This is a genomic window from Salinivibrio sp. VYel1, from assembly GCF_009377945.1.
Classification (GTDB): domain Bacteria; phylum Pseudomonadota; class Gammaproteobacteria; order Enterobacterales; family Vibrionaceae; genus Salinivibrio; species Salinivibrio siamensis.
The window spans coordinates 14,474-39,649 of record NZ_RSAM01000018.1; the positions used below are offsets into that span (position 1 = coordinate 14,474).

27 protein-coding genes are annotated in these 25,176 nt (G+C 50.7%); 8 read left to right on the forward strand and 19 right to left on the reverse strand.

Annotation, left to right across the window (positions count from 1 at the left end):
• From rnhB to rpsB, 15 genes are all read right to left on the reverse strand, one after another.
• On the reverse strand, positions 1 to 600 hold the full coding sequence (gene rnhB / locus EHW58_RS14560; RefSeq protein WP_152797169.1) for a ribonuclease HII: 600 nt from the start codon (positions 598 to 600) through the stop codon (positions 1 to 3).
• Positions 593 to 1,747 (reverse strand): lipid-A-disaccharide synthase, encoded by a 1,155-nt coding sequence (gene lpxB, locus EHW58_RS14565; RefSeq protein WP_152797171.1) that lies wholly within the window; start codon positions 1,745 to 1,747, stop codon positions 593 to 595. The genes rnhB and lpxB overlap by 8 nt, the downstream gene beginning before the upstream one ends.
• Positions 1,747 to 2,535 (reverse strand): acyl-ACP--UDP-N-acetylglucosamine O-acyltransferase, encoded by a 789-nt coding sequence (gene lpxA, locus EHW58_RS14570; RefSeq protein ID WP_046074186.1) that lies wholly within the window; start codon positions 2,533 to 2,535, stop codon positions 1,747 to 1,749. The genes lpxB and lpxA overlap by 1 nt, the downstream gene beginning before the upstream one ends.
• 2 nt (positions 2,536 to 2,537) lie before the next feature.
• Complete coding sequence (fabZ, locus tag EHW58_RS14575; protein ID WP_046074224.1) at positions 2,538 to 2,990, reverse strand: 3-hydroxyacyl-ACP dehydratase FabZ; 453 nt, start codon at positions 2,988 to 2,990, stop codon at positions 2,538 to 2,540.
• An 83-nt stretch (positions 2,991 to 3,073) separates the two neighbouring features.
• The gene (gene lpxD, locus EHW58_RS14580; protein ID WP_046074185.1) at positions 3,074 to 4,099 is read right to left on the reverse strand and encodes a UDP-3-O-(3-hydroxymyristoyl)glucosamine N-acyltransferase; all 1,026 of its coding nucleotides are present in this window, start codon (positions 4,097 to 4,099) and stop codon (positions 3,074 to 3,076) included.
• A gap of 14 nt (positions 4,100 to 4,113) precedes the next feature.
• Positions 4,114 to 4,623: an OmpH family outer membrane protein gene (locus tag EHW58_RS14585; protein WP_046074184.1), complete on the reverse strand. Its 510-nt coding sequence runs from the start codon at positions 4,621 to 4,623 to the stop codon at positions 4,114 to 4,116.
• A gap of 20 nt (positions 4,624 to 4,643) precedes the next feature.
• A complete protein-coding gene (gene bamA / locus EHW58_RS14590) occupies positions 4,644 to 7,076 on the reverse strand; it encodes an outer membrane protein assembly factor BamA (protein WP_152797177.1) in 2,433 nt (810 codons plus the stop codon).
• A 33-nt stretch (positions 7,077 to 7,109) separates the two neighbouring features.
• On the reverse strand, positions 7,110 to 8,465 hold the full coding sequence (gene rseP, locus EHW58_RS14595) for a sigma E protease regulator RseP (protein ID WP_046074182.1): 1,356 nt from the start codon (positions 8,463 to 8,465) through the stop codon (positions 7,110 to 7,112).
• Positions 8,462 to 9,658, reverse strand: coding sequence for a 1-deoxy-D-xylulose-5-phosphate reductoisomerase (gene ispC / locus EHW58_RS14600; RefSeq protein ID WP_152797179.1), 1,197 nt, complete (start codon positions 9,656 to 9,658; stop codon positions 8,462 to 8,464). Before ispC ends, rseP begins: the two co-directional genes overlap by 4 nt.
• An 18-nt stretch (positions 9,659 to 9,676) precedes the next feature.
• Positions 9,677 to 10,528, reverse strand: coding sequence for a phosphatidate cytidylyltransferase (locus EHW58_RS14605; protein WP_046074180.1), 852 nt, complete (start codon positions 10,526 to 10,528; stop codon positions 9,677 to 9,679).
• A gap of 15 nt (positions 10,529 to 10,543) precedes the next feature.
• Positions 10,544 to 11,314 carry an isoprenyl transferase gene (locus EHW58_RS14610; protein ID WP_046074179.1) on the reverse strand — a complete coding sequence of 257 codons (771 nt, stop codon included), beginning with the start codon at positions 11,312 to 11,314 and terminating at the stop codon, positions 10,544 to 10,546.
• A gap of 75 nt (positions 11,315 to 11,389) precedes the next feature.
• Positions 11,390 to 11,947 carry a ribosome recycling factor gene (gene frr, locus EHW58_RS14615; protein WP_046074178.1) on the reverse strand — a complete coding sequence of 186 codons (558 nt, stop codon included), beginning with the start codon at positions 11,945 to 11,947 and terminating at the stop codon, positions 11,390 to 11,392.
• 53 nt (positions 11,948 to 12,000) lie between these two features.
• Positions 12,001 to 12,729 carry a UMP kinase gene (gene pyrH / locus EHW58_RS14620; protein WP_046074177.1) on the reverse strand — a complete coding sequence of 243 codons (729 nt, stop codon included), beginning with the start codon at positions 12,727 to 12,729 and terminating at the stop codon, positions 12,001 to 12,003.
• 82 nt (positions 12,730 to 12,811) lie between these two features.
• Positions 12,812 to 13,654, reverse strand: a complete 843-nt coding sequence (gene tsf / locus EHW58_RS14625) for a translation elongation factor Ts (protein ID WP_046074176.1) — start codon at positions 13,652 to 13,654, stop codon at positions 12,812 to 12,814.
• Positions 13,655 to 13,786: 132 nt separating this feature from the next.
• Positions 13,787 to 14,515: a 30S ribosomal protein S2 gene (rpsB, locus tag EHW58_RS14630; RefSeq protein ID WP_046074175.1), complete on the reverse strand. Its 729-nt coding sequence runs from the start codon at positions 14,513 to 14,515 to the stop codon at positions 13,787 to 13,789.
• 446 nt (positions 14,516 to 14,961) lie between these two features.
• On the opposite strand from rpsB, the gene map reads away from it, so the two are divergent.
• The 3 genes from map (at position 14,962) to EHW58_RS14645 (ending at position 18,885) form a co-directional block, all read left to right on the forward strand.
• Positions 14,962 to 15,756 carry a type I methionyl aminopeptidase gene (gene map / locus EHW58_RS14635; protein ID WP_152797181.1) on the forward strand — a complete coding sequence of 265 codons (795 nt, stop codon included), beginning with the start codon at positions 14,962 to 14,964 and terminating at the stop codon, positions 15,754 to 15,756.
• A gap of 54 nt (positions 15,757 to 15,810) precedes the next feature.
• The gene (glnD, locus tag EHW58_RS14640) at positions 15,811 to 18,429 is read left to right on the forward strand and encodes a bifunctional uridylyltransferase/uridylyl-removing protein GlnD (protein ID WP_152797183.1); all 2,619 of its coding nucleotides are present in this window, start codon (positions 15,811 to 15,813) and stop codon (positions 18,427 to 18,429) included.
• 78 nt (positions 18,430 to 18,507) lie between these two features.
• Positions 18,508 to 18,885 (forward strand): DUF3461 family protein, encoded by a 378-nt coding sequence (locus EHW58_RS14645; protein ID WP_046074172.1) that lies wholly within the window; start codon positions 18,508 to 18,510, stop codon positions 18,883 to 18,885.
• Positions 18,886 to 18,931: 46 nt separating this feature from the next.
• Here the strand turns inward: EHW58_RS14645 and truC are convergent, their stop codons facing one another.
• Together truC and EHW58_RS14655 are read right to left on the reverse strand one after the other, a co-directional pair.
• The gene (gene truC / locus EHW58_RS14650; RefSeq protein WP_227986324.1) at positions 18,932 to 19,684 is read right to left on the reverse strand and encodes a tRNA pseudouridine(65) synthase TruC; all 753 of its coding nucleotides are present in this window, start codon (positions 19,682 to 19,684) and stop codon (positions 18,932 to 18,934) included.
• Positions 19,681 to 19,998 carry a YqcC family protein gene (locus tag EHW58_RS14655; protein ID WP_046074171.1) on the reverse strand — a complete coding sequence of 106 codons (318 nt, stop codon included), beginning with the start codon at positions 19,996 to 19,998 and terminating at the stop codon, positions 19,681 to 19,683. The genes truC and EHW58_RS14655 overlap by 4 nt, the downstream gene beginning before the upstream one ends.
• A gap of 139 nt (positions 19,999 to 20,137) precedes the next feature.
• Between EHW58_RS14655 and EHW58_RS14660 the strand changes: the two genes are divergently transcribed.
• From EHW58_RS14660 to EHW58_RS14675, 4 genes are all read left to right on the forward strand, one after another.
• Entirely contained in the window at positions 20,138 to 21,190 is a 1,053-nt protein-coding gene (locus tag EHW58_RS14660; protein ID WP_046074170.1) for a DUF3549 family protein, read from the forward strand.
• Positions 21,180 to 21,503, forward strand: coding sequence for a DUF3301 domain-containing protein (locus EHW58_RS14665; RefSeq protein ID WP_152797185.1), 324 nt, complete (start codon positions 21,180 to 21,182; stop codon positions 21,501 to 21,503). The genes EHW58_RS14660 and EHW58_RS14665 overlap by 11 nt, the downstream gene beginning before the upstream one ends.
• A gap of 875 nt (positions 21,504 to 22,378) precedes the next feature.
• Positions 22,379 to 22,612: a DUF2789 domain-containing protein gene (locus EHW58_RS14670; RefSeq protein ID WP_046074168.1), complete on the forward strand. Its 234-nt coding sequence runs from the start codon at positions 22,379 to 22,381 to the stop codon at positions 22,610 to 22,612.
• 36 nt (positions 22,613 to 22,648) lie between these two features.
• Entirely contained in the window at positions 22,649 to 22,927 is a 279-nt protein-coding gene (locus EHW58_RS14675; RefSeq protein ID WP_077578881.1) for a hypothetical protein, read from the forward strand.
• Here the strand turns inward: EHW58_RS14675 and EHW58_RS14680 are convergent.
• Both EHW58_RS14680 and syd read right to left on the reverse strand, forming a co-directional pair.
• Positions 22,924 to 23,703 (reverse strand): Zn-ribbon-containing protein, encoded by a 780-nt coding sequence (locus EHW58_RS14680; protein ID WP_152797187.1) that lies wholly within the window; start codon positions 23,701 to 23,703, stop codon positions 22,924 to 22,926. The genes EHW58_RS14675 and EHW58_RS14680 overlap by 4 nt on opposite strands.
• Entirely contained in the window at positions 23,700 to 24,248 is a 549-nt protein-coding gene (syd, locus tag EHW58_RS14685) for a SecY-interacting protein (RefSeq protein WP_152797189.1), read from the reverse strand. Before syd ends, EHW58_RS14680 begins: the two co-directional genes overlap by 4 nt.
• Before the next feature lie 63 nt (positions 24,249 to 24,311).
• Between syd and queF the strand changes: the two genes are divergently transcribed.
• On the forward strand, positions 24,312 to 25,160 hold the full coding sequence (gene queF, locus EHW58_RS14690; RefSeq protein ID WP_046074164.1) for an NADPH-dependent 7-cyano-7-deazaguanine reductase QueF: 849 nt from the start codon (positions 24,312 to 24,314) through the stop codon (positions 25,158 to 25,160).
• Positions 25,161 to 25,176: the final 16 nt, after the last annotated feature.

Below are 25,176 nucleotides of genomic sequence, written 5' to 3' on the forward strand. Positions count from 1 at the left end.
CTAGTCAATGCCCAGTGCGCGCTTAACAGGTTTAAAACTTTTGCGATGCATTGGCAGAGCGCCATGCTCGGCCAACGCCGCCATGTGGACCTTAGTGGGATAGCCTTTGTGTTGAGCAAACCCATAGTTCGGGTAAGCGGCATCCAACATGGCCATTTCATGATCGCGATCGACTTTCGCCAAGATCGAGGCAGCGCTAATTTCTGCTACCCGCAGATCCCCTTTTACCACGGCTTGTGCCGGCATCGGCAAGGATGGTACCCGGTTGCCATCAATTAATGCGTAATCAGGGGTGACCGATAAGCCATCAATCGCACGCTGCATCGCCAGCATGGTCGCATTTAAGATATTCAGCGAATCGATTTCATCAGGCTCTGCGCGCCCCACTGACCAAGCCAATGCTTTTTGTCTGATTTGATCATAGAGCGCGAGCCGTTTTTTCTCGCTCAACTTTTTCGAGTCCGTTAGACCCGCAATAGGCTGAGCCGGATCGAGAATCACCGCGGCAGTAACCACGGCACCGACCAAGGGCCCACGTCCGACTTCGTCGACCCCCGCGATAAGCTGTGCGTCAGGGTAGTGAAAAGGGTGTTCAGTCATGGCTATCTAATAAATTTAATACGGCATTGGCTGCAGACGTATCCGCATCTTTGCGGATGGTGTGATGCAACTCAGTAAAGGTGGTCAACAATGCCTGGTTATCACTGTCTAATTGCGCACTGACCGCGTCAGCCAGTGCGCCTGGCTCACACTCTTCTTGCAGCAGTTCCGGCACTAAAGGCGCGTCAGCGAGAATATTGGGTAAGGAAACATACTGCGTTTTAAGCAGGCGTTTGGCAAGCCATGCCGTGACCGGCTTGACCTTGTATCCCACCACCATCGGGCGTTTAAGTAACATGCACTCTAACGCTACGGTGCCAGAAGCGAGCAGCACCGAGTCGGCGGCGCTAATCACTTGGCGCGCCGTATCATCAACCAGGGTAAATGAAAGCTCTGGCGCGATCGCTTGCCAAGCCTGCTCAAATTGCTGTCGCCGGGTTTCATTAACGAGCGCGACCACAAACCCCAAGTCCGGATATCGCGCCGCTAGTTGCTGACACGCTTGTAAAAACGGCGGAGCTAACATCGACATTTCACTGCCACGGCTGCCAGGCAGCACTGCTAACCAACGTTTTTGGCTATCTAACCCAAGAGCACGCTGCGCGGCGAGTTTGTCCACCTGCATCGGAATGCTATCGGCCATGGTATGGCCAACAAACGCACAAGGCACATTAAACCTATCGTAAAACGCTTTCTCGAAGGGCAAAAAAGCCAGAACCAGATCAGTGGCTGCAGCAATCTTAAAAATCCGCTTTTGCCGCCATGCCCACACTGATGGGCTGACATAGTGAACGGTTTTGATCCCCGCTTTTTTTAATGATGCCTCGAGACGTAAATTAAAATCTGGGGCATCGATACCAATGAACACATCCGGCGGATTGACGGTAAAATGCTTGACCAACGCCGTTTTTACTTTCAGCAAACGTGGCAGTCGTCCTAGCACTTCCACCAGCCCCATCACAGAAAGCTCTTCCATATCGAACAAGCTGTGACAGCCTTGAGCCATCATTCTTGGGCCACCGATACCGACAAACTCAACATTAGGGTGTTGAGCTCGCATCGCTTTGATCAGGCCTTCACCTAAAACATCGCCGGAGATTTCTCCGGCGACGATTCCAACGCGTAATGGACGTTCACTCGGTAACATTAACGAATAACGCCTCGCGTCGAACGCTCAAAGAAGTCAATGAAAAGAGCCAGCGCCGGCTCGCTCTCGGCTTGCTCTGCAAGCTCTTTTTTCACTTCTTCCAACGTTTTACCGGAGCGGTACATATTTTTATATACCGCCCGAATGGCGCGAATCGCTGATTTTTCAAACCCGCGTCGCTTCAGGCCTTCCACATTAATACCAAATGGCGCGCAATGATTGCCCTGTGCCATCACATAAGGGGGGACGTCTTGAACCACAATCGAGCCACCGCCGAGCATGGCGTGGCTGCCAATCACACAGAACTGGTGAATGGCTGACATGCCACCGACAATCGCATAATCATCGACATGAACGTGGCCCGCTAAGGTAGCGTTGTTGGCAAAAATACAATGATTACCGACCACACAATCATGGGCGACGTGGGCATTAATCATAAACAGGTTGTCGCTGCCAACTTTGGTTTCGCCTTTATCTTGGACCGTACCACGGTGCATCGTCACGCTTTCACGAATGGTGTTACGATCACCGATTTCTAGCGTGGTTGGCTCCCCAGCATATTTAAGATCTTGGCACGCTTCACCAATGGAAGCGAATTGATAAATGCGATTGTCTGCGCCGATACGGGTCGGGCCTTTGATCACAACATGTGTCATCACCTCGGTACCTGTACCGATTTCAACCCCTTCGCCAATATAAGAAAAAGCGCCGATTTTTACGTTTTCGCCCAATACGACGCCGTCTTCGACAACCGCAGTGGGGTGAATGTAAGCCGTTTCGTGGATCACAATTAGATCTCTCTTCTTGCGCACTTCAGTTCCGCCGAGCAGACAACCTCGCCGTCTACTTTCGCCACCCCATTAAAGGCCGCAATACCTCGACGCTCTTTAATAAATTCCACCTCAAGCACCAATTGGTCACCCGGTGAGACCGGACGGCGGAATTTCGCATTATCAATGCTTGCAAAGTAGTATAGCTCGTTGTCTTTCGGCTTACCGAAGGTCTTAAACGCCAACAAGCCTGTTGCTTGCGCCATGGCCTCTAAAATGAGTACGCCTGGGAAAACAGGCAATTGCGGGAAATGACCCGTAAATTGAGGCTCATTGACAGTGATGTTTTTAATCGCGTGAAGGTATTGCCCTTCTTCAAAATCGATAACGCGATCAATCAACAAAAAAGGATAGCGGTGTGGTAACAGCTCTTTGATTTCGTTGATATGTAGAACTTTGTTTTCGCGAGTCAAGGTAGTATTCCCGTTCAAATCCAATACTGACTTCATTAACGCAAAACGGCCCGCGTTGCTAAGGCGGGCCTGTCATCTCGGCGTTAATCTTGTTTTTCGAGCTGATTTTCCAGCTCTTTGAGCCGCTTGTGCATCTCATCAATCTTGAGTACACGCGCGGCAGTCTTCCGCCACTCGCGGTTGGGCTGCAACGGAATGCCGGACGAATACATGCCCGGCTCAGTGATTGGCCGCATCACCATCGCCATTCCCGTGATGGTCACGTTATCTGTGATTTCCATATGGCCATTAAACACGCTGGCGCCACCAATGATGCAGTGTTTACCTACCTTGAGGCTGCCTGCCATGACAGTCGCGCCGGCGATTGCCGTGTTCTCACCGATCGACACATTATGCGCAATCTGACACTGGTTGTCGATAATCACCCCATCGGCAATTTCGGTATCATCCAGTGCGCCCCGGTCAATGGTGGTGCACGCACCAATTTCGACCCGATCCCCAATCACAACGCGGCCAAGCTGAGGGATTTTAACCCACTTGCCTTTGTCATTGGCATAGCCAAAGCCGTCCGCACCGATCACGGTACCCGCTTGAATCAAGCAGTCTTGCCCTATCACTACCTCATGATAAAGGGTGACATTCGCCCAAAGCTTGGTCCGAGCGCCCACCTTTGTCCCTTTGCCGACAAAGCAACCCGCACCGATTTGCACACCATCACCAATGAGCGCGCCGGATTCAATCACCGCATTCGGTCCAATCGCCACACCTTCTCCCAACACTGCATCATCGGCCACCACCGCGGATGGGGCAATGTCGGTGGCGCAAGCTGGCGTCGAGTCGAGAATTTGCGCGACGTGGGCATAAGCCAAGTAGGGGTCTGACACCACCAAGGCGTTGCCTTGGCAGTACGATAGATCGCCCTCTTTTAGCATCACAGCGCTGGCGCGGCAGAGTGCCAAATTTTTACGGTATTTAGGGCTGGATAAGAAGGTGATTTGCCCTTCTCCCGCTGAATTCATCCCTGCAAGCGAGGTTATCGTTACAGCGCCATCTCCGTGGAGCTGTGCATCCAGTTTATCCGCTAATTCAGCGAGAGTAATCGAAACCATGGGCTCCTCGACTGTTATTTAACTGCGTTGATCACTTTTTCAGACAAGTCATCACTTGGGTTGGCGTATAAAACGGCATTGGCGTCAATCACCATGTCGTAGCCTTCTTGCTCAGCCACTTGATCGACCGCTGTCTTCAGCTTTTTGACCAGTTTAGACTCTTCTTGACCACCACGCTTGCGTTGATCTTCTTGTAACGCTTTCACTTTCAGCTTGTAATCGGACTCCATTGATTGGAGTTTACGCTGAAGCGTTACGCGCTCGTCTTCACTCATCAACTCACCATTACGCTTGAGCTTTTCCACGCCTTCAGAGAGCTTCTCTTTCAAGCGCTCAATTTCGGCCACTCGGTCTTTAAACTCACCGCGTAGCTTCTCATTGAGGTTGTTTTTCTTCGCCAATTGCGACATCACGGCCCCGGTTGATACATAGCCCACCTTCTGTGCAGCATCAGCCGCTGATGCGTACATGGACGTCGTCAATACCGCGACACTCAGTCCCGCTGCTTTCAAAAATGATTTCACAATAGTCTCCTTTCTGATCATCAGAATGTGCGCCCGATCGTGAAGGTAAAGAACTCTTCATCGTCGCCAGGCTGGCTTGTAATAGGTTTTGCGATGGAAAATACCAAAGGTGCCATCGGGGACATCCACTGCAGTGCCATACCATAAGAGGCACTGATATTGGATGGATCTGAATAATCCTTAATGTTATCTCGGCCACTGTAATTAGCAGCAGCGGATACGTCATACTCGGTATCCCACACTGAGGCGGCATCAATAAACACACTGGTACGGATTTGTTCGCGCGCTTCCTCTGAGGCGAACGGCGTTGGCACAATCAGCTCAGCACTGGCGCGTGCCATAGCGTTACCACCGACGGAGTCTGAAGAGCCGTAATCCCCTTCATTTTTCTCAACATCGTCACTACCAGGCTGCGTGGAACCACCGTTCTCATACACCGCTTTCGGTCCCACCGAGTTCGAGCGGAAGCCGCGCAGTGACGAGAAGCCCCCCGCGTAATAGTTCTCATAAAACGGCAGCATGTGATCTTGGCCATTGGTTTGCCCATAACCGTTACCATACGCAAGTCGGCCACGCATCAACAGCGTAAACTCGTGCTCTTGTGTCAGCGGCACGTATTGGCGGATGTCATACTGCATTTTAAAGTACTGTACATCCGAGCCGGGTACCGTCATCCGATACGAGGCACGTTGGTAGTTACCTGCGGTTGGAAAATAGCCGCGGTTGAGGTTGTTGCGCGTCCAGGATACTGAAATATCAAAGTCGTCAACTTCCAAGCCTTCATTGTGATTAAGATTATCTTGGTGAAGGTCTAAGAACTTATCAATTTGATAATAACTGCCGAGGTTCTCAATCTTGTTGTGCGTGTAACCTAGCGAGAAATCAATCGAGTTCAGCTCATCAGTCCAAAAACCCCAGGTGAGGTTGGTACCGTAACTTTGGTTGGTATACTCAACGATGTTAGCGTCACGGGCTTCAAACTCGTTATAGAATACCTTACCGCCCAGGCTCACACCGTCGAGCGTAAAGTAAGGATCACGGTACTCAAGCGTCAGGTTTTTGCGATAGTCGTTGACCATGGCGTTGATACCGAACCGGTTCCCAGTGCCCGCAAAGTTATCTTGCTGTAAGCCGAGCTGTAAGCTCGCGCCTGACTCAGTGCCATAACCGATACCAAAGTTGATACTACCTGAGTTGGCTTCTTTAACTTTGTAGTTAACGTCGACTTGATCATCAGTGCCTGGTACGCGCTGAGTGTCCACTTCAACATTCTGGAAAAAGCCGGTTCGACTGAGACGCTCTTTACCGCGGGTGACCGCTTTTGAGTTAAGCCAAGTGCCTTCAAGCTGTCGCATTTCACGGCGTAACACTTCATCTTTGGTGGTGGTATTGCCTGAAAAACGGACATTGCGCACGTAAATACGCTTACCTGGCTCGACATTGACCGTTAACGACACTTGCTGATTGTCATCATCAAAGCTGGGTAAGGTGTTCACTTTGGGGTAGGCAAAGCCTGTCTCGCCTAAGTGGCGTTTGATCGCCTCTTCAAGTGCAGTCACTTTATCACCGTTATAGGTATCACCACGGGTGAAGGTGACTAATGAACGGTAAATCTCTTCATTCTGTGGATCACCACGAAAGTCCAAATCAGCGACCTGATAAGGCTTGCCTTCGTTGACATTCAAGGTGATGTAGACCCCTTTTTTGTCAGGTGAGATAGCCACTTGTGTCGACTCAACACGGAACTTAAGGTAACCGCGATTGAGATAAAAACTGCGTAGTTTTTCAAGATCGCCTGCAAGAACCTGTTTTTGGTACTTTTCGTTGGCGAGGAAGTTCCACCACGGCACGTCGGCACGCAAATCAAAATTATCACGCAGCTGCTCATCACTGAACACGTCATTGCCGACAAAGTTAATTTGCTCAATTTTGGCCGATACGCCCTCAGTGAAAACAAATTTCAAATCGGCACGATTACGCGGCAAGGGAGTAACCACCGCTTTCACCGACGCACTGTACTTACCGACGCTGTAGTAAAAGTCTTCAAGACCTTTTTCGATTTTGCTCAGTTGGGTGCGATCGAGCGCTTCACCGACACGAAGGCCTGACGATGTCAGGTTCTCTTTTAGCTGCTCTTCCTTAATCGCCTTATTCCCTGAAAAGGAAATACTGGCAATGGTCGGACGCTCTACCACTTTGACCAGCAGTGCTTCGTCATCGCGGTATACTCGCACATCCTCAAAGTTACCAGAGGCAAAAAGTGCATTGATAATGTCAGCCACATCGTCGTCGTCCACTTTGTCGCCGACACGCACTGGCATTGACAACAAAGCGGCCCCTAGACTGACTCGTTGCAGTCCCTCAAAGCGGATATCGCTGACTTGAAATGTGTCAGCATGCGCCATACTACTGCTTACTAAAAGAGACGCTATTAATAGTTTTTTCATCGCCATCTGCTATCTGACTTATCCTTGAATACTAACCGTTTAAAGTCGGGCGAAGTCGTTAAACAATGCCACTGCCATTACCATCATCAACACGGCAGCGCCGATTCGATACCCAAAGTCCTGCACACGCTCCGATACCGGTCGCCGTGTGACAGCCTCAATCCCAAAGAACAGCAAATGGCCGCCATCCAATACGGGCAGAGGGAGTAAATTGATAATGCCTAGGTTCACACTAATCAGTGCCATAAACCCTAAAAATGAGATCAGCCCGATCTCCGCGGTCATCCCCGCGCCTTTTGCTATCGATATTGGGCCACTCAAATTATTCACCCCAACATCGCCGGTAATCAGTTTTTTGATCATATTGACCGTCATACTGATCACTTGGCCTGTTTTCCCCACTGCCTCCGGTATCGCTGCGAATGGTCCATACTGTTGGGTGAATCGATATGACTCGGGCCACTCGTCCATTTGCGGCGCAATGCCAGCATAGCCTGTGACCTCACCATGACTGCGACGCGCATCCGGCGTTAATACCACAGATTGACGCTGTCCCTGTCGCAATATTGTCAGCGACAGGGCTTGGTCTGGGCTCGCTTTAATCACCTCGACCAAGCGCTGCCATGACGACAGCTCGGTATCAGCCACTGCAATAATTTTGTCGCCTTGCTTGAGACCCGCTTGCTCTGCCGCGCTTCCTTCTACCACTTGCGCGATCGATAAAGTAATCGCAGGGCGATAGGGGGTGATCCCCAGCGTCGTCAGAGGTGATTGGTGCTCTGGGTCAAACTGCCATTGGCGTAAATCCAGTTGATAGTCTCTGCCATAACTAGACGTTGGGCTCGGTTTGGCGGTGAGGGTCATGCTCTCATCACCAATGTGACCAATCAACGCAAAATTAACAGCTTGCCAATCAGCGGTTTCGACGCCTGAAACCTGGGTTAGTTCCATACCTGGTTCAATTCCCGCTTCTGCCGCGATCGAATTGGGTGCAATTTCACCAATCACAGGTTTGACGGCAGGAACACCTATCATCATCACCAGCCAGTATGCAAAAACGGCAAATACGAAATTAGCGATGGGGCCAGCGGCAACAATAGCACTGCGCTGCCACAAAGGCTGGTTGTTAAATGCGCGCGGTTTATCAGCATCCGGCACCGCTTCGATGCGCTCGTCCAGCATTTTGACATAGCCGCCAAGGGGGATCGCGGCAATCACATATTCGGTACCATCCTTACCAAATTTTCGCCACAATGCGCGACCAAAACCAATGGAAAAGCGCTCCACTTTCACGCCACAACGGCGAGCCACCCAAAAATGGCCGAACTCGTGAATCGCAACCAGTATGCCCAACGCGACGATAAACGCCGCTGCATTCCATAGAAATCCGCTCATGGTGTCACCTTAGCAATCTGCTCATTTGCAGTGATGCGCGCTATTCTATCCAGCTCAAATAAGCAATCCAAGCTTGTTGGCGTAGGAAGCGAGGACTGGGTCAAAACCTGTTCATTGATACGCGCAATATCCATAAACCCGATTTTTCCTGCCAAAAAGGCTGCTACCGCCTGTTCGTTGGCCGCATTCAAGCTCGTCGTCGCCGCTTGTCCTTGCTCGCAGGCCGCGATCGCGAGCGATAAGCAGGGATAACGTCGAGCATCCGGTGCCATAAAGGTAAATTCGCCAATTTGGGTAAAATCCAGCGGCGCAACGGAGGCATGAACACGCTCAGGGTACCCCATCGCATGAGCAATAGGGGTACACATATCTGGCGTCCCTAATTGTGCTAACACCGAGCCGTCACACATTTGCACCATGGAGTGGATCACTGACTGAGGATGGATCACCACCTCCAGCTGTTCAGGCTTGGCGTTGAATAACCAACGCGCTTCTATGTATTCCAAGCCTTTATTCATCATGGTGGCTGAGTCGACTGAGATTTTAGGGCCCATCGACCAGTTCGGATGTGCGACTGCCTCTTCGACGCTCACACTGGCAAGACTTTGCGGATCGCGATAACGGAACGGGCCACCAGAGCCGGTTAACAGGATTTTGCTGACCCCCGCGGCATGAAGATCGCAACGCCCAGGTGTGTGTTGAACCGCCTGCGGCAAGCATTGAAAAATGGCATTGTGTTCACTGTCGATAGGGAGCAGCTCGGCGCCATATTGATAAACGGCGTCAATAAAGAACTGTCCAGACATCACTAAGGCTTCTTTATTGGCAAGCAGAACACGTTTGCCCGCCTTCACCGCCGCCATGGTCGAGGATAACCCTGCCGCCCCAACCACGGCAGCCATCACCATATCTACCTCAGGTAGCGAAGCCAGTTGACACAGCCCCTCCTCTCCAGCAAGCACCTCGGTAGCTAGGCCTTTGCTCGCGAGTCTTTTCCTGAGCTGCTGAGCAGCATCGTGGTCGGCCATCGCCGCATAAGCGGGCTGCCAACAAAGACACAAAGCGGTCATTTTTTCCACATTGGTATGGGCAGCCAGTGCCACTACCTTATACTGCTCAGGGTTCGCTTCAACCACTTTCAATGTGCTTGAACCAATCGAACCTGTCGCGCCTAACACGGTGATTTTTTGCATTTCAACGACTCGTTTCACTTAATTCGCAAACGCGAAGTACAACACGGTAAAAACAGGGAATGCCGCCGTCAGACTATCAATACGATCGAGAATGCCGCCGTGACCGGGCAGCAGGTTCCCGCTGTCTTTAATCCCTGCCACACGCTTAAACATGCTTTCCGCGAGATCCCCCAATACCGACGCAAGGGCCGTCACCATTGCAATCGCCAACAAGATACCGAGGTTGGCAAAATGAAGCTCGAGGACATGGGCGCCAAGCCAGGTCACACCGACCGCTGCGGAAAGTCCACCCAGCAACCCTTCGAGGGTTTTATTAGGGCTTACCGCCGGCGCCATTTTGTGTTTGCCAAATTTCTTTCCGGCAAAGTAAGCGCCACTATCGGCGCACCACACCAATACAAAGACCAGTAAGACTAGCTTCGCACCGTAATAGGTCGAAAACTGATAGTCCGCCGCCCGCAATAACAACACACTCCACATAAACGGCAGCATAGTAAGCAGGCCAAAGACAAGACGGAGTAGCTTGCTGTGAGTCCAATAGTTACCCGAGCGCGGGAACGCGAGCACTAAAACGGTGGCAAACAGCCACCACGCCGCCCCCGCAGCAGCAACCGCAAAAGGCGGAAAACGTACGTGCCCCAATGCCATGGCATCAAAAGGGAGAGCAAACAGAGACAATGCCAACGCAGCAGCGGGAATGATAAAAGTCAGCAGGCGTGAAGACGCTGAAACAAATTGCGTCCACTCCCATAGCCCAATAAGCGTGACGACCGCTATCGCTGCCACAAAGGCAGGAAAGGGTAAGTAGAAGACGCCCGCGACCACTAACGGGACTAATAAAGCCGCGGTTAAAACTCGTTGTTTGAGCAAACTGATTCCTCGTGGTTACTTGTCCGTTGTTATCATGGCTTTGATTTGCTCGCCCGTGCAACCAAACCGTCGCTCCCGGTTGACGTACCAAGCCACAGCATCATACAAACTCTGTTCGTTGAAGTCCGGCCAATATTGCTCGGTGAAACACAGCTCGGCATAAGCGGCTTGCCATAAAATAAAGTTACTAATGCGACACTCCCCGCTGGTGCGGATCATCAAGTCCACATCCGGCAAGTCGGCCAACATGAGATGGCGCGCAATATCTTGTTCGCCAATATCATTGGGCTGCAACTGTCCTGCCGCGACTTCTTCAGCCACACGGCGTGTGGCCTGAGTGATGTCCCACTGCCCACCATAATTGGCAGCAATATTGAGCACTAAACGGTCATTGTCAGCCGTTAGGGCTTCGGCTTCGGCTATTTTGGCTTGCAGTGACGGGCTAAAGCGAGAGGTATCACCGATGATGCGTAGTTGCACCCCATGACTGTCGAGTCGTTTAACTTCACGAGAAAGCACATTGATAAACAGCTCCATCAATACACTCACTTCGTCTTCAGGGCGACGCCAGTTCTCGCTGCTAAATGCAAACAAGGTGAGGGCTTTTACCCCGATTTCAGACGCTGCTTTCACCGTTTTACGCACCGCTTTCACACCCGCTTTATGTCCAAACACACGGGCTTTGCCTCGTGCCTTGGCCCAGCGTCCATTACCGTCCATGATTACGGCAATGTGCTGCGGTAAAGCGGCAGATTCGAGCTGCGCATCAAGAGACTGGGAACTCATGTTTCTCCTTGGCAAATAAAAAGCGCTGTACTGCACGCACAGCGCTTTAGCATCGGCGGTAAAGTCTAATGAGATTTAGACTTCCATCAACTCTTTTTCTTTTGCATCAAGAAGTGCATCAACATTCTTGACCGCTTCGTCAGTCAACTTTTGAATATCATCTTGCGCACGACGTTCATCATCTTCAGAGATTTCTTTGTCTTTAAGCAGCGCTTTAAGCTCATTGTTAGCGTCACGGCGAATGTTACGAATGGCCACACGGCCTTGCTCGCCTTCGGCACGCACTACTTTCACCATGTCTTTACGACGCTCTTCGGTCAGCGGCGGCAAAGGGACACGGATCACTGTGCCGGCAGAGGCTGGGTTGAGACCCAAGTCTGAGGTCATGATTGCTTTTTCAACCGCTTGAGTCACTTGCTTGTCGTATACGCTGATCGCCAACGTACGCGCATCTTCAGCCACGATAGAGGCGAGCTGATTAAGTGGCGTTGGAGCCCCATAATACTCGACAGTGATCCCCTCCAGTAAACTGGGGTGAGCACGGCCTGTGCGCAATTTACCTAGCGTGTGTTTTAGCGCCTCTACACTTTTATCCATACGCGCTTTCGCGTCGTCTTTTATGTCATTAATCACGGGAGTATCCTTGCGATTGAATTAGTTTGTAAGATTATGCCACCAATACCGGCTTAGCTGTTAGTGATCAAAGTGCCTTCTGCCTCGCCCATCACGACACGGCGCAATGCACCTGGCTTGTTCATATTAAAGACACGAAGTGGCAACTTATGATCGCGTGCTAACGTAAATGCGGCCAAATCCATCACTTTCAACTCTTTTTCTAAAACATCTTGATATGTCAGCGAGTCATAAAGCGTTGCATCCGGGTTTTTGGTTGGGTCATCACTGTAAACACCATCAACCTTGGTTGCCTTAATCACGATATCAGATTCAATTTCGATACCGCGTAAGCACGCCGCCGAATCCGTGGTGAAGAAAGGGTTACCTGTCCCGGCGGAGAATATCACCACGCGACCATTGCGAAGCTGGCTAATCGCTTCTGCCCAATTGTAGCTATCACACACACCATTCAAGGGAATGGCTGACATCACTCGCGCGTTCACATAGGCACGATGAAGTGCGTCACGCATTGCCAATCCGTTCATCACGGTGGCTAACATACCCATGTGATCGCCCACAACACGGTTCATTCCCGCCTCAGCAAGACCAGCACCACGGAATAGATTACCGCCGCCGATAACCAAACCCACTTGAACACCCAGCTCGACCAGTTCTTTGATTTCTTGTGCCATGCGATCTAGCACGGCGGGATCAATCCCGAATCCATCATCGCCCTGCAGGGCTTCACCGCTAAGTTTAAGTAAAATTCGTTGATAAGCTGGCTTAGGATTTGTAGTCATTTCACTACCTTTCTATTAGGCACTAGTTAGGGAAGAAGGTTATGGAAGACCGCGGCGAGCACCGCGGTCTGAGTCAGAAAAATTAGCTTTGTTGTGCCGCAGCAACTTCTGCAGCAAAGTCTACTTCTTCTTTCTCGATGCCTTCGCCCACTTCAAAGCGGATGAAGTCGGTCACTTCGGCACCTTTCTCTTTCAGCATTTGGCCCACAGTTTGTGATGGGTCCATGACGAATGCTTGACCCGTCAGAGAAATTTCACCGGTGAATTTCTTCATGCGGCCAGCAACCATTTTCTCTGCGATGTCAGCAGGCTTGCCTGATTCCATTGCGATATCAACCTGAATTTGCTTCTCTTTCTCTACCACGTCGGCAGGTACATCTTCAGGGTTAACATAGTCAGGCTTAGACGCTGCAATGTGCATAGCCACGTGCTTGATGGTTTCTTCGTCCGCTTTTGCCGCAACGATAACACCGATGCGACCGCCGTGACGGTAAGAACCCACTTTCTCGCCTTCGATGAATGAAACACGACGGATATCCATGTTTTCACCAATTTTCGCGACGAGATCAGCACGCTGCTGTTCAAATTTTTCTTTCAGCGCGTCGATTTCAAGGCCTTCAGCCAGTGCAGTTTCAGCAACTTGATCAGCAAATTCCGCGAAGTTTGCGTCTTTTGCAACGAAGTCAGTTTCACAGTTGATCTCAACGATCGCTGCTTTGCCTTCGTTTTCTTTCACTAGGATCACACCTTCAGCAGCAACACGGCCAGCTTTTTTCGCTGCTTTTGCCGCACCGCTCTTACGCATGTTCTCGATTGCCACTTCGATATCTGCGTTCGCTTCAACCAGTGCTTTTTTACATTCCATCATGCCAGCGCCAGTGCGCTCGCGAAGTTCTTTAACCAGGGCAGCGGTAACAGTTGCCATTGTTCAATCCTCGATTCGAAACTATTTGGGTAAAAAACAGGGGCCCGAAATCGGCCCCTGCTAACCATACTTAGCTTACAGCATGAAAGATGACACGCTGATGGCTAAGAACGCTCACAAGGAGCTGTCGTCTTATTCAGCGACTTCAACCAGCTCGTCTTCTGCTTGCGCAACGATGTCTTGGCTACGGCCTTCTTTGTAAGCGTCAGACGCGGCATTCAGGTAAAGCTGGATAGCGCGGATTGCGTCATCGTTACCTGGAATGACGTGGTCAACGCCGTCTGGGTTAGAGTTAGTATCTACCACTGCAAATACTGGGATACCCAGGTTGTTCGCTTCTTTGATGGCAATGTGCTCGTGATCCGCATCGATAACGAACATTGCATCAGGCAGGCCGTTCATGTTCTTGATACCACCCAGTGATTTGTCGAGCTTTTCCATCTCACGGGTGTACATCAGTGCTTCTTTCTTGGTCAGCTTCTCAAACGTACCGTCAGTAGACTGAGTTTCCAGGTCTTTCAGACGCTTGATAGATGTACGAACGGTTTTCCAGTTAGTGAGCATGCCGCCCAACCAACGGTTGCTTACATAAAACTGCTCGCAGTTTTCTGCTGCCGCTTTTACCGCTTCGCTTGCTGCGCGCTTAGTACCAACGAACAGGACTTTACCTTTACGCTCACCGATTTTTGACAGTTCAGCCAAAGCATCGTTAAACATTGGTACAGTTTTCTCAAGGTTGATGATGTGCACCTTGTTACGTGAACCAAAGATGAAAGGCTTCATTTTTGGGTTCCAGTAACGAGTTTGGTGACCGAAGTGTACGCCCGCCTTGAGCATGTCGCGCATTGAAACAGTAGCCATTATAATTTCCTCTTGGGGTTAGGCCTCCACATATCCCATTCACCGACCCGCTTGAGGGCACCCCGGTTAATGTGTCGATATGTGTGTGATTTAAAATAAAAAGTATTGAGTGAAGACCATCAAACTGAAACCCAGCTCGGCTAGATTGATCACAATGACGGTTTTCGGCGCGCTTTATACCACAAAAACACCAGCAAAATCCAGCAATATTGCGCATTCGGTCAAGCGTGGTTGCCACTGCATCTCATCGGGATCCTGCCCCTTTTGGTTTCCAGAATGCAGATGGCTTGGTACCATAGCGCCACATCATACGGCTGATCACCTCAGTCACTGCGGCAAGCGTAGCAGGTCTGGGCGGCTGTGCTCGATGATACCGAGCGTGAAAAGATCCGGCTCTCGTTCTTATCGTCATCATTGAGCGACCCAAATTAAAGTGAGAAAGCAAAATGACAATCCCGATTAAAACAGAAGAAGAAATTGAAAAAATGCGCGTCGCTGGCCGCTTGGCGTCCGACGTGCTCGTCATGCTTGGCGACCATGTAAAACCCGGTATCACCACGCGTGAGCTGGATGACATTGCCCACCAATACATGACTGAAGTGCAAGGCACCACGCCGGCTACCTTGGACTACCACGGTTTTCCAAAGTCAATGTGCACCTCGATTAACCACGTGGTTTGTCACGGCATTCCGAATGATAATGATGTGTTGCAGGATGGCGATATTGTCAACATCGATGTGACCGTGATTAAAGATGGCTACCATGGCGATACCTCAAAGATGTTTTTAGTCGGAGAGGCCTCTTTGGAAGACAAACGTCTTTGTCGTGTGACACAAGAAAGTCTCTATCACGCGATCAAAAAGGTAAAGCCGGGGGCTACCGTGGGTGAGCTCGGGACCGCCATTCAAAAATTCATTAAAAATAGCAATACACGCTACTCTATCGTGAAAGAGTACTGTGGGCATGGCATTGGTGCGAGCTTCCATGAAGACCCTCAAGTGGTGCACTACAAAAATAATGATCGCACTGTACTCAAACCTGGCATGTGCTTCACCATTGAGCCTATGATTAATGCAGGTAAATACGGTACCGTGCTTGATGAAGACGACGGCTGGACGGTATACACCATCGACGGTAAGAAATCGGCCCAGTGGGAGCACACCCTGCTGGTCACCGAGACGGGCGTCGAGGTATTAACGTTGAGAGAGGAAGAAAACCTCCCGCGTTACATCAACCACTAATCCAACCCTTAAAAGCCGGCTTCGCTCCGGCTTTTTTTTGCGCAAAGGATCGCCATGACAGACACAGTGATTACGCCACAACACCTTGAGGATGATCAGCTCGACCCCATCACCCTCAAAGCCCAATTTCAGCAATTGCTTGAACAGCAAAAACAGGACTTTTTGGCCAATGTTCCTGTGGCGGAATTGGTGTACCAGCGCACCGATTATATGGATGCCTTACTGGCACGCTTGTGGCATCACTTTGGGTTCGCACACACCTCACTTGCCTTAGTCGCGGTGGGGGGATATGGTCGGCGCGAACTGCACCCTCTGTCGGATATCGATTTACTCCTGCTCTGCCAGGCCCCATTAGATGCTCGCCAGCAACAAAGTTTAAGCGATCTGCTTACTCTTTTATGGGATTTAAAGCTCGAAGTCGGCCACAGTGTACGCACCGTCGACGAGTGCATTCGGGTTGGGCTGGACGATTTGACTGTCGCCACCAACTTACAAGAATCTCGCTTATTATGTGGTGACGCGCAGCTTTTTGATGCGCTTGAAACGCGCGTGCATGATGACAGCTTTTGGCCCAGCGAACGGTTTTATCAAGCCAAAGTTGAAGAACAAAAAGCCCGCCACCGCCGCTATCATGACACCGCCTACAAGCTTGAGCCTGATTTGAAACTCAGTCCTGGCAGCCTGCGCGATATTCACACCTTATCGTGGATTGCGCGCCGTCACTTTGGTGCCACCAGCTTACGAGAGATGAGTGATTTTGGCTTTTTAACCGACGCGGAATATCGCGAGCTCAATGAGTGTCAAAATGTATTGTGGCGAATTCGCTTTGCGCTTCACCTTGAGCTGCGCCGTTACGAGAATCGCCTCACCTTCGCGCATCAAACATCGGTCGCGGAACTACTCGGTTACCGCGGTGAAGGGAATCGTGCGGTCGAAACCATGATGAAAGACTTCTTCCGCACGCTTGGGCGGGTCGGTGAGCTCAACAAAATGCTGCTACAAATCTTTGATCAAGTGATCATCGATAATGGTCGCGCTGGAGAAATCGACGTCTTAAGTGATGATTTTCAGCGCTGCGGACGCACCATCGAAGCGCGCAAACCCGCGCTATTTCAAGCGCGACCGGAAACCATTCTCGACATGATGCTGCATATTGCCAATGACACGTCGATTGAAGCGATTGCAGCGCCTACCCTGCGGCAGTTGCGTACAGCAAGACGTCGACTCAATCACTTTTTGTGTCAGCAAGAAGACGCGCGCGAAAAATTCATGGCCTTGGTTCGTCACCCCAATGCGCTGCACAAGGCCTTTGGCTTAATGCATCGCCACGGGGTGATGTCAGCCTACTTACCACAGTGGAGTCAAATTGTTGGGCAGATGCAGTTTGACTTGTTCCATGTCTACACGGTTGATGAGCACACGATCCGACTGCTCAAACATATGCGCTTATTTGATGACGAGGCCAACCGAGACCGCCATCCGATCTGTTGTGATGTCTTCCCCCGTTTAGCACGCCGCGAGCTTTTGTTGATTGCAGCCATTTTCCATGACATTGGCAAGGGACGTGGGGGGGATCATAGCGAAATTGGCGCCATTGAATCGCATGATTTTTGTTTAGAGCATGGCTTGTCAAAACCAGAAGCGAATATTGTTAGCTGGCTCGTCCGTAATCACTTATTGATGTCCGTCACCGCACAGCGCCGCGATATATACGATCCTGATGTTATCACCGATTTTGCCAAAGAAGTGCGCGACGAAGAACGACTGGATCTCCTCCTTTGTCTCACCGTCGCAGACATTAATGCCACCAACCCAGACTTATGGAACAGTTGGAAGCGCACACTGATCGCAGAGCTGTATTACTCTACACAAAAAGCGCTCCGCCGAGGCTTAGAAAACCCGCCAGATGTGCGTGAACGCATTCGTCATAACAAACATTTAGCGGCTGCCATGTTACGTAAGCAAGGCCATAGCCCGAGGGATATAGAAGTGTTATGGCAGCGTTTCAAGGCGGACTACTTTCTGCGCCATACCCATAAACAAATTGCTTGGCACAGTGAGCATCTCCTTCATCACACCGGCGACGCCCCACTGGTGCTGGTAAGTAAAAAAGCAACCCGTGGCGGGACCGAGATTTTTGTTTACTGCCAAGACCGGCCCAGTTTGTTTGCGCGCGTGGTAGCGGCTCTCGATAAGAAAAACCTGAGCGTCCATGATGCACAAGTGATGACCAGTAAAGATGGTCACGCCCTCGATACCTTTATGGTGCTAGACCAAAATGACGATGCCATTCCTCTTGACCGTCACCCGAGCATTATCAAAGGGGTCAGCAAGGCGCTGGGAGAAACCGGGACAATGACTATCCCCAAACGGCGAGCACCGCAAAAACTTCAGCATTTTTCGGTTAAAACCCAGGTACTTTTCTTACCCACGAAAAACGGTCGTCGCACATTGATGGAGCTAGTAGCACTCGACACACCTGGACTACTGGCTCGGGTCGGGGCCGTCTTTGCACGCCAAAATGTCAGTGTCCATGCCGCTAAAATCACCACCATTGGCGAGCGCGCCGAAGACTTTTTTATCGTCACCGACGCAGAGAACCAAGCATTAACTTCCGAGCATCAGGAACAGTTAAAAGCGGCACTGGAGAAAGCGCTCGCTCGCGCCAAGTAACAAGCAACCCCCATCAACTATGCTAAGCGACGGTGAGTTCGTCGCTTAATCGAGAAAACATTCAACCATGAGGTGGCTATGTATCAGCAGTTGAAAAATATCGGTATTGAACATCCGGAAAAGATTGAGCGTTATTCTCTGCGTCAAGAAGCCAGTTATGACACGCTCAAAGTGTACTTCAGCAAGCAAAAGGGCGACCTTTTTGCGCGAAGCATGAAATTTAAGTATCCACGCCAGCGGAAGAATGTGGTTGTCGACAGTGGCACCGGACGCTCTCGAGAGGTCACTGAGATCAACCGCAGCTTGTCTCTGGTGATCGATGAACTGGATCGTATCGTTCAGCACGAGCACACCGAACAAGACGTGAAGCAAAAAGTACTCACCGATCTCCGTCATCTGGAAAAAGTGGTCGCCAGTAAGATTGCCGAAATCGAAGCCGAGCTAGATAAGCTCTAACACGTATATTGGTGCGGCCTGCAAGGTGCGGCCTGCAGCGGGCTGTTTACGCCAAGGAGGTTGTGCAAGGCACATCCCACTCCAATGCCGACAGGACACGCTGCCACGTGGTATCGAGCGGCGCCTGTACCTTGACCGTCTCAGCGCTAACGGGATGGATAAACTGCATCTCATTGGCATGAAGTAAAAGCTGATGGCAGTGAAAATGCTCGCGGAAAACACGATTGTGCCTTCCGTCGCCATGCGTAGTATCGCCAATAATCGGATGACTGAGGTGATGCATGTGGCGACGCAATTGGTGTTTTCTTCCCGTTTGCGGCTGCATCGCCACGAGGCTATAACGGCTGGTCGCATACCGTCCTGTTGCGATAGGCAGCTCCACCGACGCCAGCGGTTGATAATCCGTCACGGCCGGTTTGGCCGTGGGCGGCTGGCTCGCCTTTTTATCTGCTATTTTGTCTTGTTCTTCCACCAGTGGGTAATCGAGTCGACTGGCCTCTGTGATCCAGCCTCTGACCACCGCATAGTAGGCTTTTTTAATCTGCCCTTGCGCAAACTGAGGCATCATCAAGGACGCCACCTCGCTCGACAGCGCAAACACCAACACACCAGACGTCGGTTTATCGAGTCGGTGTAAAGGGTAAACATGCTGACCAATCTGATCCCTTAGTGTCTGCATAACAAAACGCGTTTCCCCTTTATCCAGCCACGAACGATGGACCAGCATCCCTGCAGGCTTGTTCACCACAACCAATGACTCATCGCGGTATAAAATGGATAATGGTTGTTCACTCATCATTGGGTTAAAAGCGCATCAATACGATAAGTTACTTTGACCACCGCCGTCGCCCCTTGCTGCTCTTTCATCGCTTCTTCCACATAGGGGGCGATTTCAAAATTTCTTGGCAACGGCTGGCGAGCAACCACCAAGGCACGCATTTTGGGTATAAATATCCACTGTAACCACTCATGGCAATCAAGCGTATCCACCGCAAAAGGCTCGCGGCTGGCCAGTCGTTTAGGTGATGGTGGCTCGGACTGGAGTAGGTCACACGCATCTAACACTTGCTCAAGCTCATCCAGAAGTTGCTCACACTGTTGGTAAAGTGTCATTGACAATCCCATCATTACTCAAATTAGAAACCGCGAAGCATAGCATGATCCCGACAAAGACAACATCAACAAGACAAGCATCTAGCCAGGAAAAACTGATATACTCGCGCGCATCAAGCGATAACTAAGAGCGGACATCATGGAAACGGTTCACGCCCTCAGCGCCCTATTCGACCACGCCGGTTGTCAATTCAGTATTTACGACCTAGGCCGTCGTGTTTGTCAACTGGATGAAACGGCCTTTCGTGCGGTTGAGGCCAATCAACAACCTTACCCTTACCCCTTGCGTCAACACGCGCATATGGCTATCGCCTTTTGGCCGCCAGGCGGCGCTCCTTGGGTATGGTTCTTAAAAATGCCTCTCGATGAACGCGGCCTCCTCAATCACACCGCGATGGGAGACTTTTTACAGTATGTCAGTGCGGCCATGGGAGAGCGCTTAACCGCGACACCGAATAAAGAGCAGCGTGAGAAACTGGCCAATAACCCTTATACGTTTACGCCCACCGACGACAAAATGGCGATGTTTCATGCCACATTGACCTATCAACTGGGCCGGCCAGCTAGCCAGTATTATGATCATGCACAGCATTATTTAAATGGCGAGCTTGGCTGGGATAATTGGCAAGGGGTGGGCCTACAAGGGCTCGCTGATACCTGTGTACGCATGGCCGAGCAAAACAATGCCACTCGCGTCCGCAAAGCGCTCAATCATCTACCGACCACGCCACTGTACGCCCTTCTCGGGTGCTTGGAGCACTGCCAAATCAATGACAAACTCGCGGCAAGCTTGCGCGATATGTTTCAGCAAATGTGTCAGACGCAAGAGGTTGATATTTTTTTGGTCAGCGCATTAATCCGCGCACATGCGGGCGCCCCATCAGCCACTCGGCATCAACTGATTGATGCGGTACTTGATCGCGCTGAATTACACCATCGCGAGATTTTTGTCGCGATAGCCGGTCGCTGCTGGCATCACTTGACCGATGATGCTGCTCTGGATCGCTTTTTGATTGCTCTCGCCGATCAGCACGATGCGACGTTATTTCAACAGGTTTATGCGGATCTGGTGATGTTACCTCCCCTTCGTGGCGCGCTATTGGGTCGTTTACATGGCCATACATCACCCGCTCTGACTCAAGCAATGGCACGCATGCAGCAAGCGGTGAAGCAAACCCACCATGATCACTGATCTATTGACCATTCTCTTGGTTGTTGTTGTCGCTTTACTGTTCTGGCAACAGCGGCGACAATCCGAGCAAGCGCACCAGTACATTCGCCAATACTGCCAGCGGATGGAGTTGCAATTATTGTCTATCGCACGAGGCCGTCACACCATACGGAGAACTGAGCAAGGGTGGCAATGGCTCACTCAATACTGGTTCGAGTTTTCTGCCACCGGGGATGATCATTATATCGGTCACGCTCAGCTTCGAGGGTTAAGATTAAAGGCTATAGACACACCGGTTCATGCGATGCCAAGAGCAGGCCAAACCGACGGTTAGATGTCACCCGACAACGCCAACCATGTTGATACTAAAAAGGCGGGGATAATTATTCGCGCGACGTGAAAAGCTGTACTAGATTAGAAGTATGGTGCACACGCAAGGTTAGTGCTAACGGTGCGTGACAGGGAGTCACCGGTGTCGGTTTAACCGGCCAGAAAAAAGGAAAGGGCGCAGCTTGCGCCGCGCCCTAGAGTTTTACTTGCAGCCATCCTGCTACTAAAAGGTGCTCCCTGCATCATTCCTTGATCAGTCGCCAAATCCTTCAGCGTCGTTCCATGTCTCTCCGTCTTGGAGGTGTCCTTTCGTCATCCTGACAAACCGAAATTCCCGTTTTCGATAAGCTCTCCATCCTGGAGGTGTCCATGACTTCGTCCTGAAGTAGTCCTTAAGCCCCCATCCTGGGTTGTCCTAAGTCTTCCTGACGTACAAGCTTCCTGCTTGTAGAGAACGGCTCCATCCGTTGTCCTTTTTGCAATCCATGCCAGCGCTTCTTCCTGAAGTACTGCCTCATCCTGAGGTACCAAGTCCTTGGTGATTCCTGTTCCCTGTGTCAGTTCCCTTCCGACACCGATAAGATTACGCGACTGAGCGTTTGGTACAAGCCATTCTCACCTGCTCAATCTCTCATTTTTTATCTTAAACCAAAGAATAAACAGTAAGCACATGTAATAGAAGAAAAAATAAAAACAAGGGGGTCAATTTTCGTAGCAAGATTCTGCTTTTATCCCACGCTCTTGTAAGAGATATCTCACACGGAGCAGGGACCTTTTCTATGCATTGTCCTATGCTCACAGGCACCGCTTCATCACAACATGGGGCGGAGGCTGCTACTATAGTGAGTATAGACGCGTATCGAGCAGCCGGGAGGGACAATGGAAACCTTTCAACACGACTTACAGCACCTGTTTGAGCAGCTGGGCTTAGCAACCGATAAGGCCTCAATTGAGCACTTCCTATCCAGCCACTGTTTGGTTGAAGGGCAAACACTGGTCGATGCCCCATTTTGGAACGCGGCACAACGGGCGTTTATTGATGAAGCCATAAAGGAAGACGCGGATTGGGCGGAACAGGTTGATATGCTTGATGCGCTGCTGAGAAAGCCCTAATCTTTCTCTCTCCTGTTCTGTCGCTAGGATTAACTGATGAGCTATCAAGCTGAGCTGGCGCGAGCACTCAAGGTGCTCGACGCAAAAGGGCAAACCGTCACCGTGGCAAAGGTGAAAGCCCAATTGACAACGCAAGTCCCCCTCCCCTTGATTATTCAAGCGGTGAAGAGCGCGAAGACCAATACACCGCTACCCGAGATACCCGTCGATGACATCAAGCTATCTGATGCTGAGCGTATCAGCCAGCTCGAACAACACGTGGCCGAGTTAAGCGAGCGATTAGCGACGCTAGAAGCCCAGTATTCAAGCCGCTAAGCCAGTTTAAAGTCCCAAGAAAGGTTGGATACTAGCCGGCAACGGTCGCATTTAAACAGAAAAATATCGTGTAACGGGGCCTCAAGCCGCCAAGGCTCGCCACACTGAGGGCATGGACGATGAAGCTCACTCTCTTTATCTTTACCGCCAACACGATATTGATAGTAGTAAGTCGGCGTGCCTGTTAAGTACTCTATCCGCCCACGTAAATCCCAACCGCGTTGAAATAGGCGCGTATTGGGACACCCAATTTCATTCAAGCCTGCAAATTCGGCATCGCTGGCACCGGCCATTTGTAACTCATCACAGGCTTGCCATTCTGTTTGCCATTTGATGACCGCTTTGTGATCACCGTTAAAGGTGGCGGGTAAGCGATAAAGCGGGATGGGGAGCAGGGTATCACCACAACGCAGCGGCGAACACGTGTGAACAAAGGTGGTGTAAAGCACTTGCCAGGCCGGTGAGACACTTGGAGCGGCTTGTTCTGAGTTCAAATCGCGCCCCAGCACACGCACTTTCGGTTGGGTTAAGCACGCATCGGCTAGCTGCTGTAAAGCCCGTTTCACTTGTGGGCTGTGAAAGCGTGGGTGCAAGGCGTCTTCATCTGGGCAGACAACACGAAGCTGAAACTGGCCTTCTTGCATCAAGATCGGAAACTCGCGTCCAAGCACCTGGCCATTATAACGTAATGCATCCATGAGGCCGTTGATAGTACGGTCGACCGCACTAACGGTGGTATTATCAAAGCACTCAAAGGTCAGTTCCGTGAGAATCATGCCACATCAACCTCTAATGCCGCGAGAAATGTTTCCAGGTTGGGGGCAATCACATCACGCGTCCCTTTATTAAGGGTTTCTCTGATCACTTCTCCGCTCATGTTATCAATTGCAATGATCACCATTTCATCGGCTGTGGTCGCAATAAAGACACTCGGCGTAAGCTTGCGCTGACGCTGCATCATCAGATGCCCCAAGATATTTTCTTGTAAGCGCGCCAAGTCATCATCACTCCATACCTGAAGCAAGCTTATCGACTCCCCCTGATAACGAACCGATAAATCTGCACAATAAAATGCGTTGTAAAAATCTTTAATATCGCTATGCAAACGCAACGCAATTGCTTGTTCTACATTGGAAAAATCGGCCAAAGCGTCGCGCTTGACCGGTTGCCATTGTAGTTGGTGATCGTTTTCGCTCACAACACATGGAGATGGCAAGCCAATGTAGGCATCTGTACAGGGTAAATGTTGATAATGACTCTGCCATACCGCCATATAATTCTGTGTTAGCGCCCAAAGGGCACGATGTACTGTGTTCTCCATTCGCAACCTATAGCAAGATTCAGTAAACTTTACCCATTCTACTTGAATCAATAGCAGATCCGTATGAGCAATTATCAAGATGCCGATGCCCTCGCCAATTTATCACTTGGCGAAAAAACAGATTATCCAACCCAGTACGATCCGTCACAACTGCGTGCCGTCCCTCGCGCGCTAAATCGTCAGGCCATCGGACTAGATAATGCGCCGATGCCCTTTACCGGTTACGACACCTGGACCTTGTATGAGCTGTCATGGCTCAACAAAAATGGTTTGCCCCAGGTCGCGATTGGCGAAGTCCGTCTACCGGCCTCTAGCCCCAACTTGATCGAGTCAAAATCATTTAAGCTGTACCTCAATAGCTTTAATCAAACCCGCTTTGATAACTGGCAACAGGTAGCTAACGCATTGCAAACCGATTTATCCGCCTGTGCGGGCGAAGAGGTGGATGTCACCTTATCACCGCTCAGTGAGTTAGAGGGAGAAACCATCGCTGGCCTAGCGGGTGAATGCATCGATCACCAAGACATCAGCATCGATGACTACACATTTAACCCAGACTGGCTCGACGGTGCCGCTCAAGGCGCGGTTGTGTCTGAGACCCTTCACAGCCATTTACTCAAATCAAATTGCCTGATTACCAATCAGCCAGACTGGGGCTCGGTGAGAATCGCCTATAAAGGCAACAAGATAAACCGTGAGAAGCTGCTTCGCTACTTGGTGTCATTTCGTGAGCACAATGAGTTTCATGAGCAATGTGTGGAGCGCATTTTTATGGATATCATGCGTTTTTGCCAGCCAGAAAAGCTCACCGTTTATGCCCGTTACACGCGTCGCGGTGGTTTAGATATTAATCCATACCGTACGAACATGGGTAAAACACCAAGCGAAAACAACCGTTTGGCAAGACAATAACACCACAGGCTGCCTG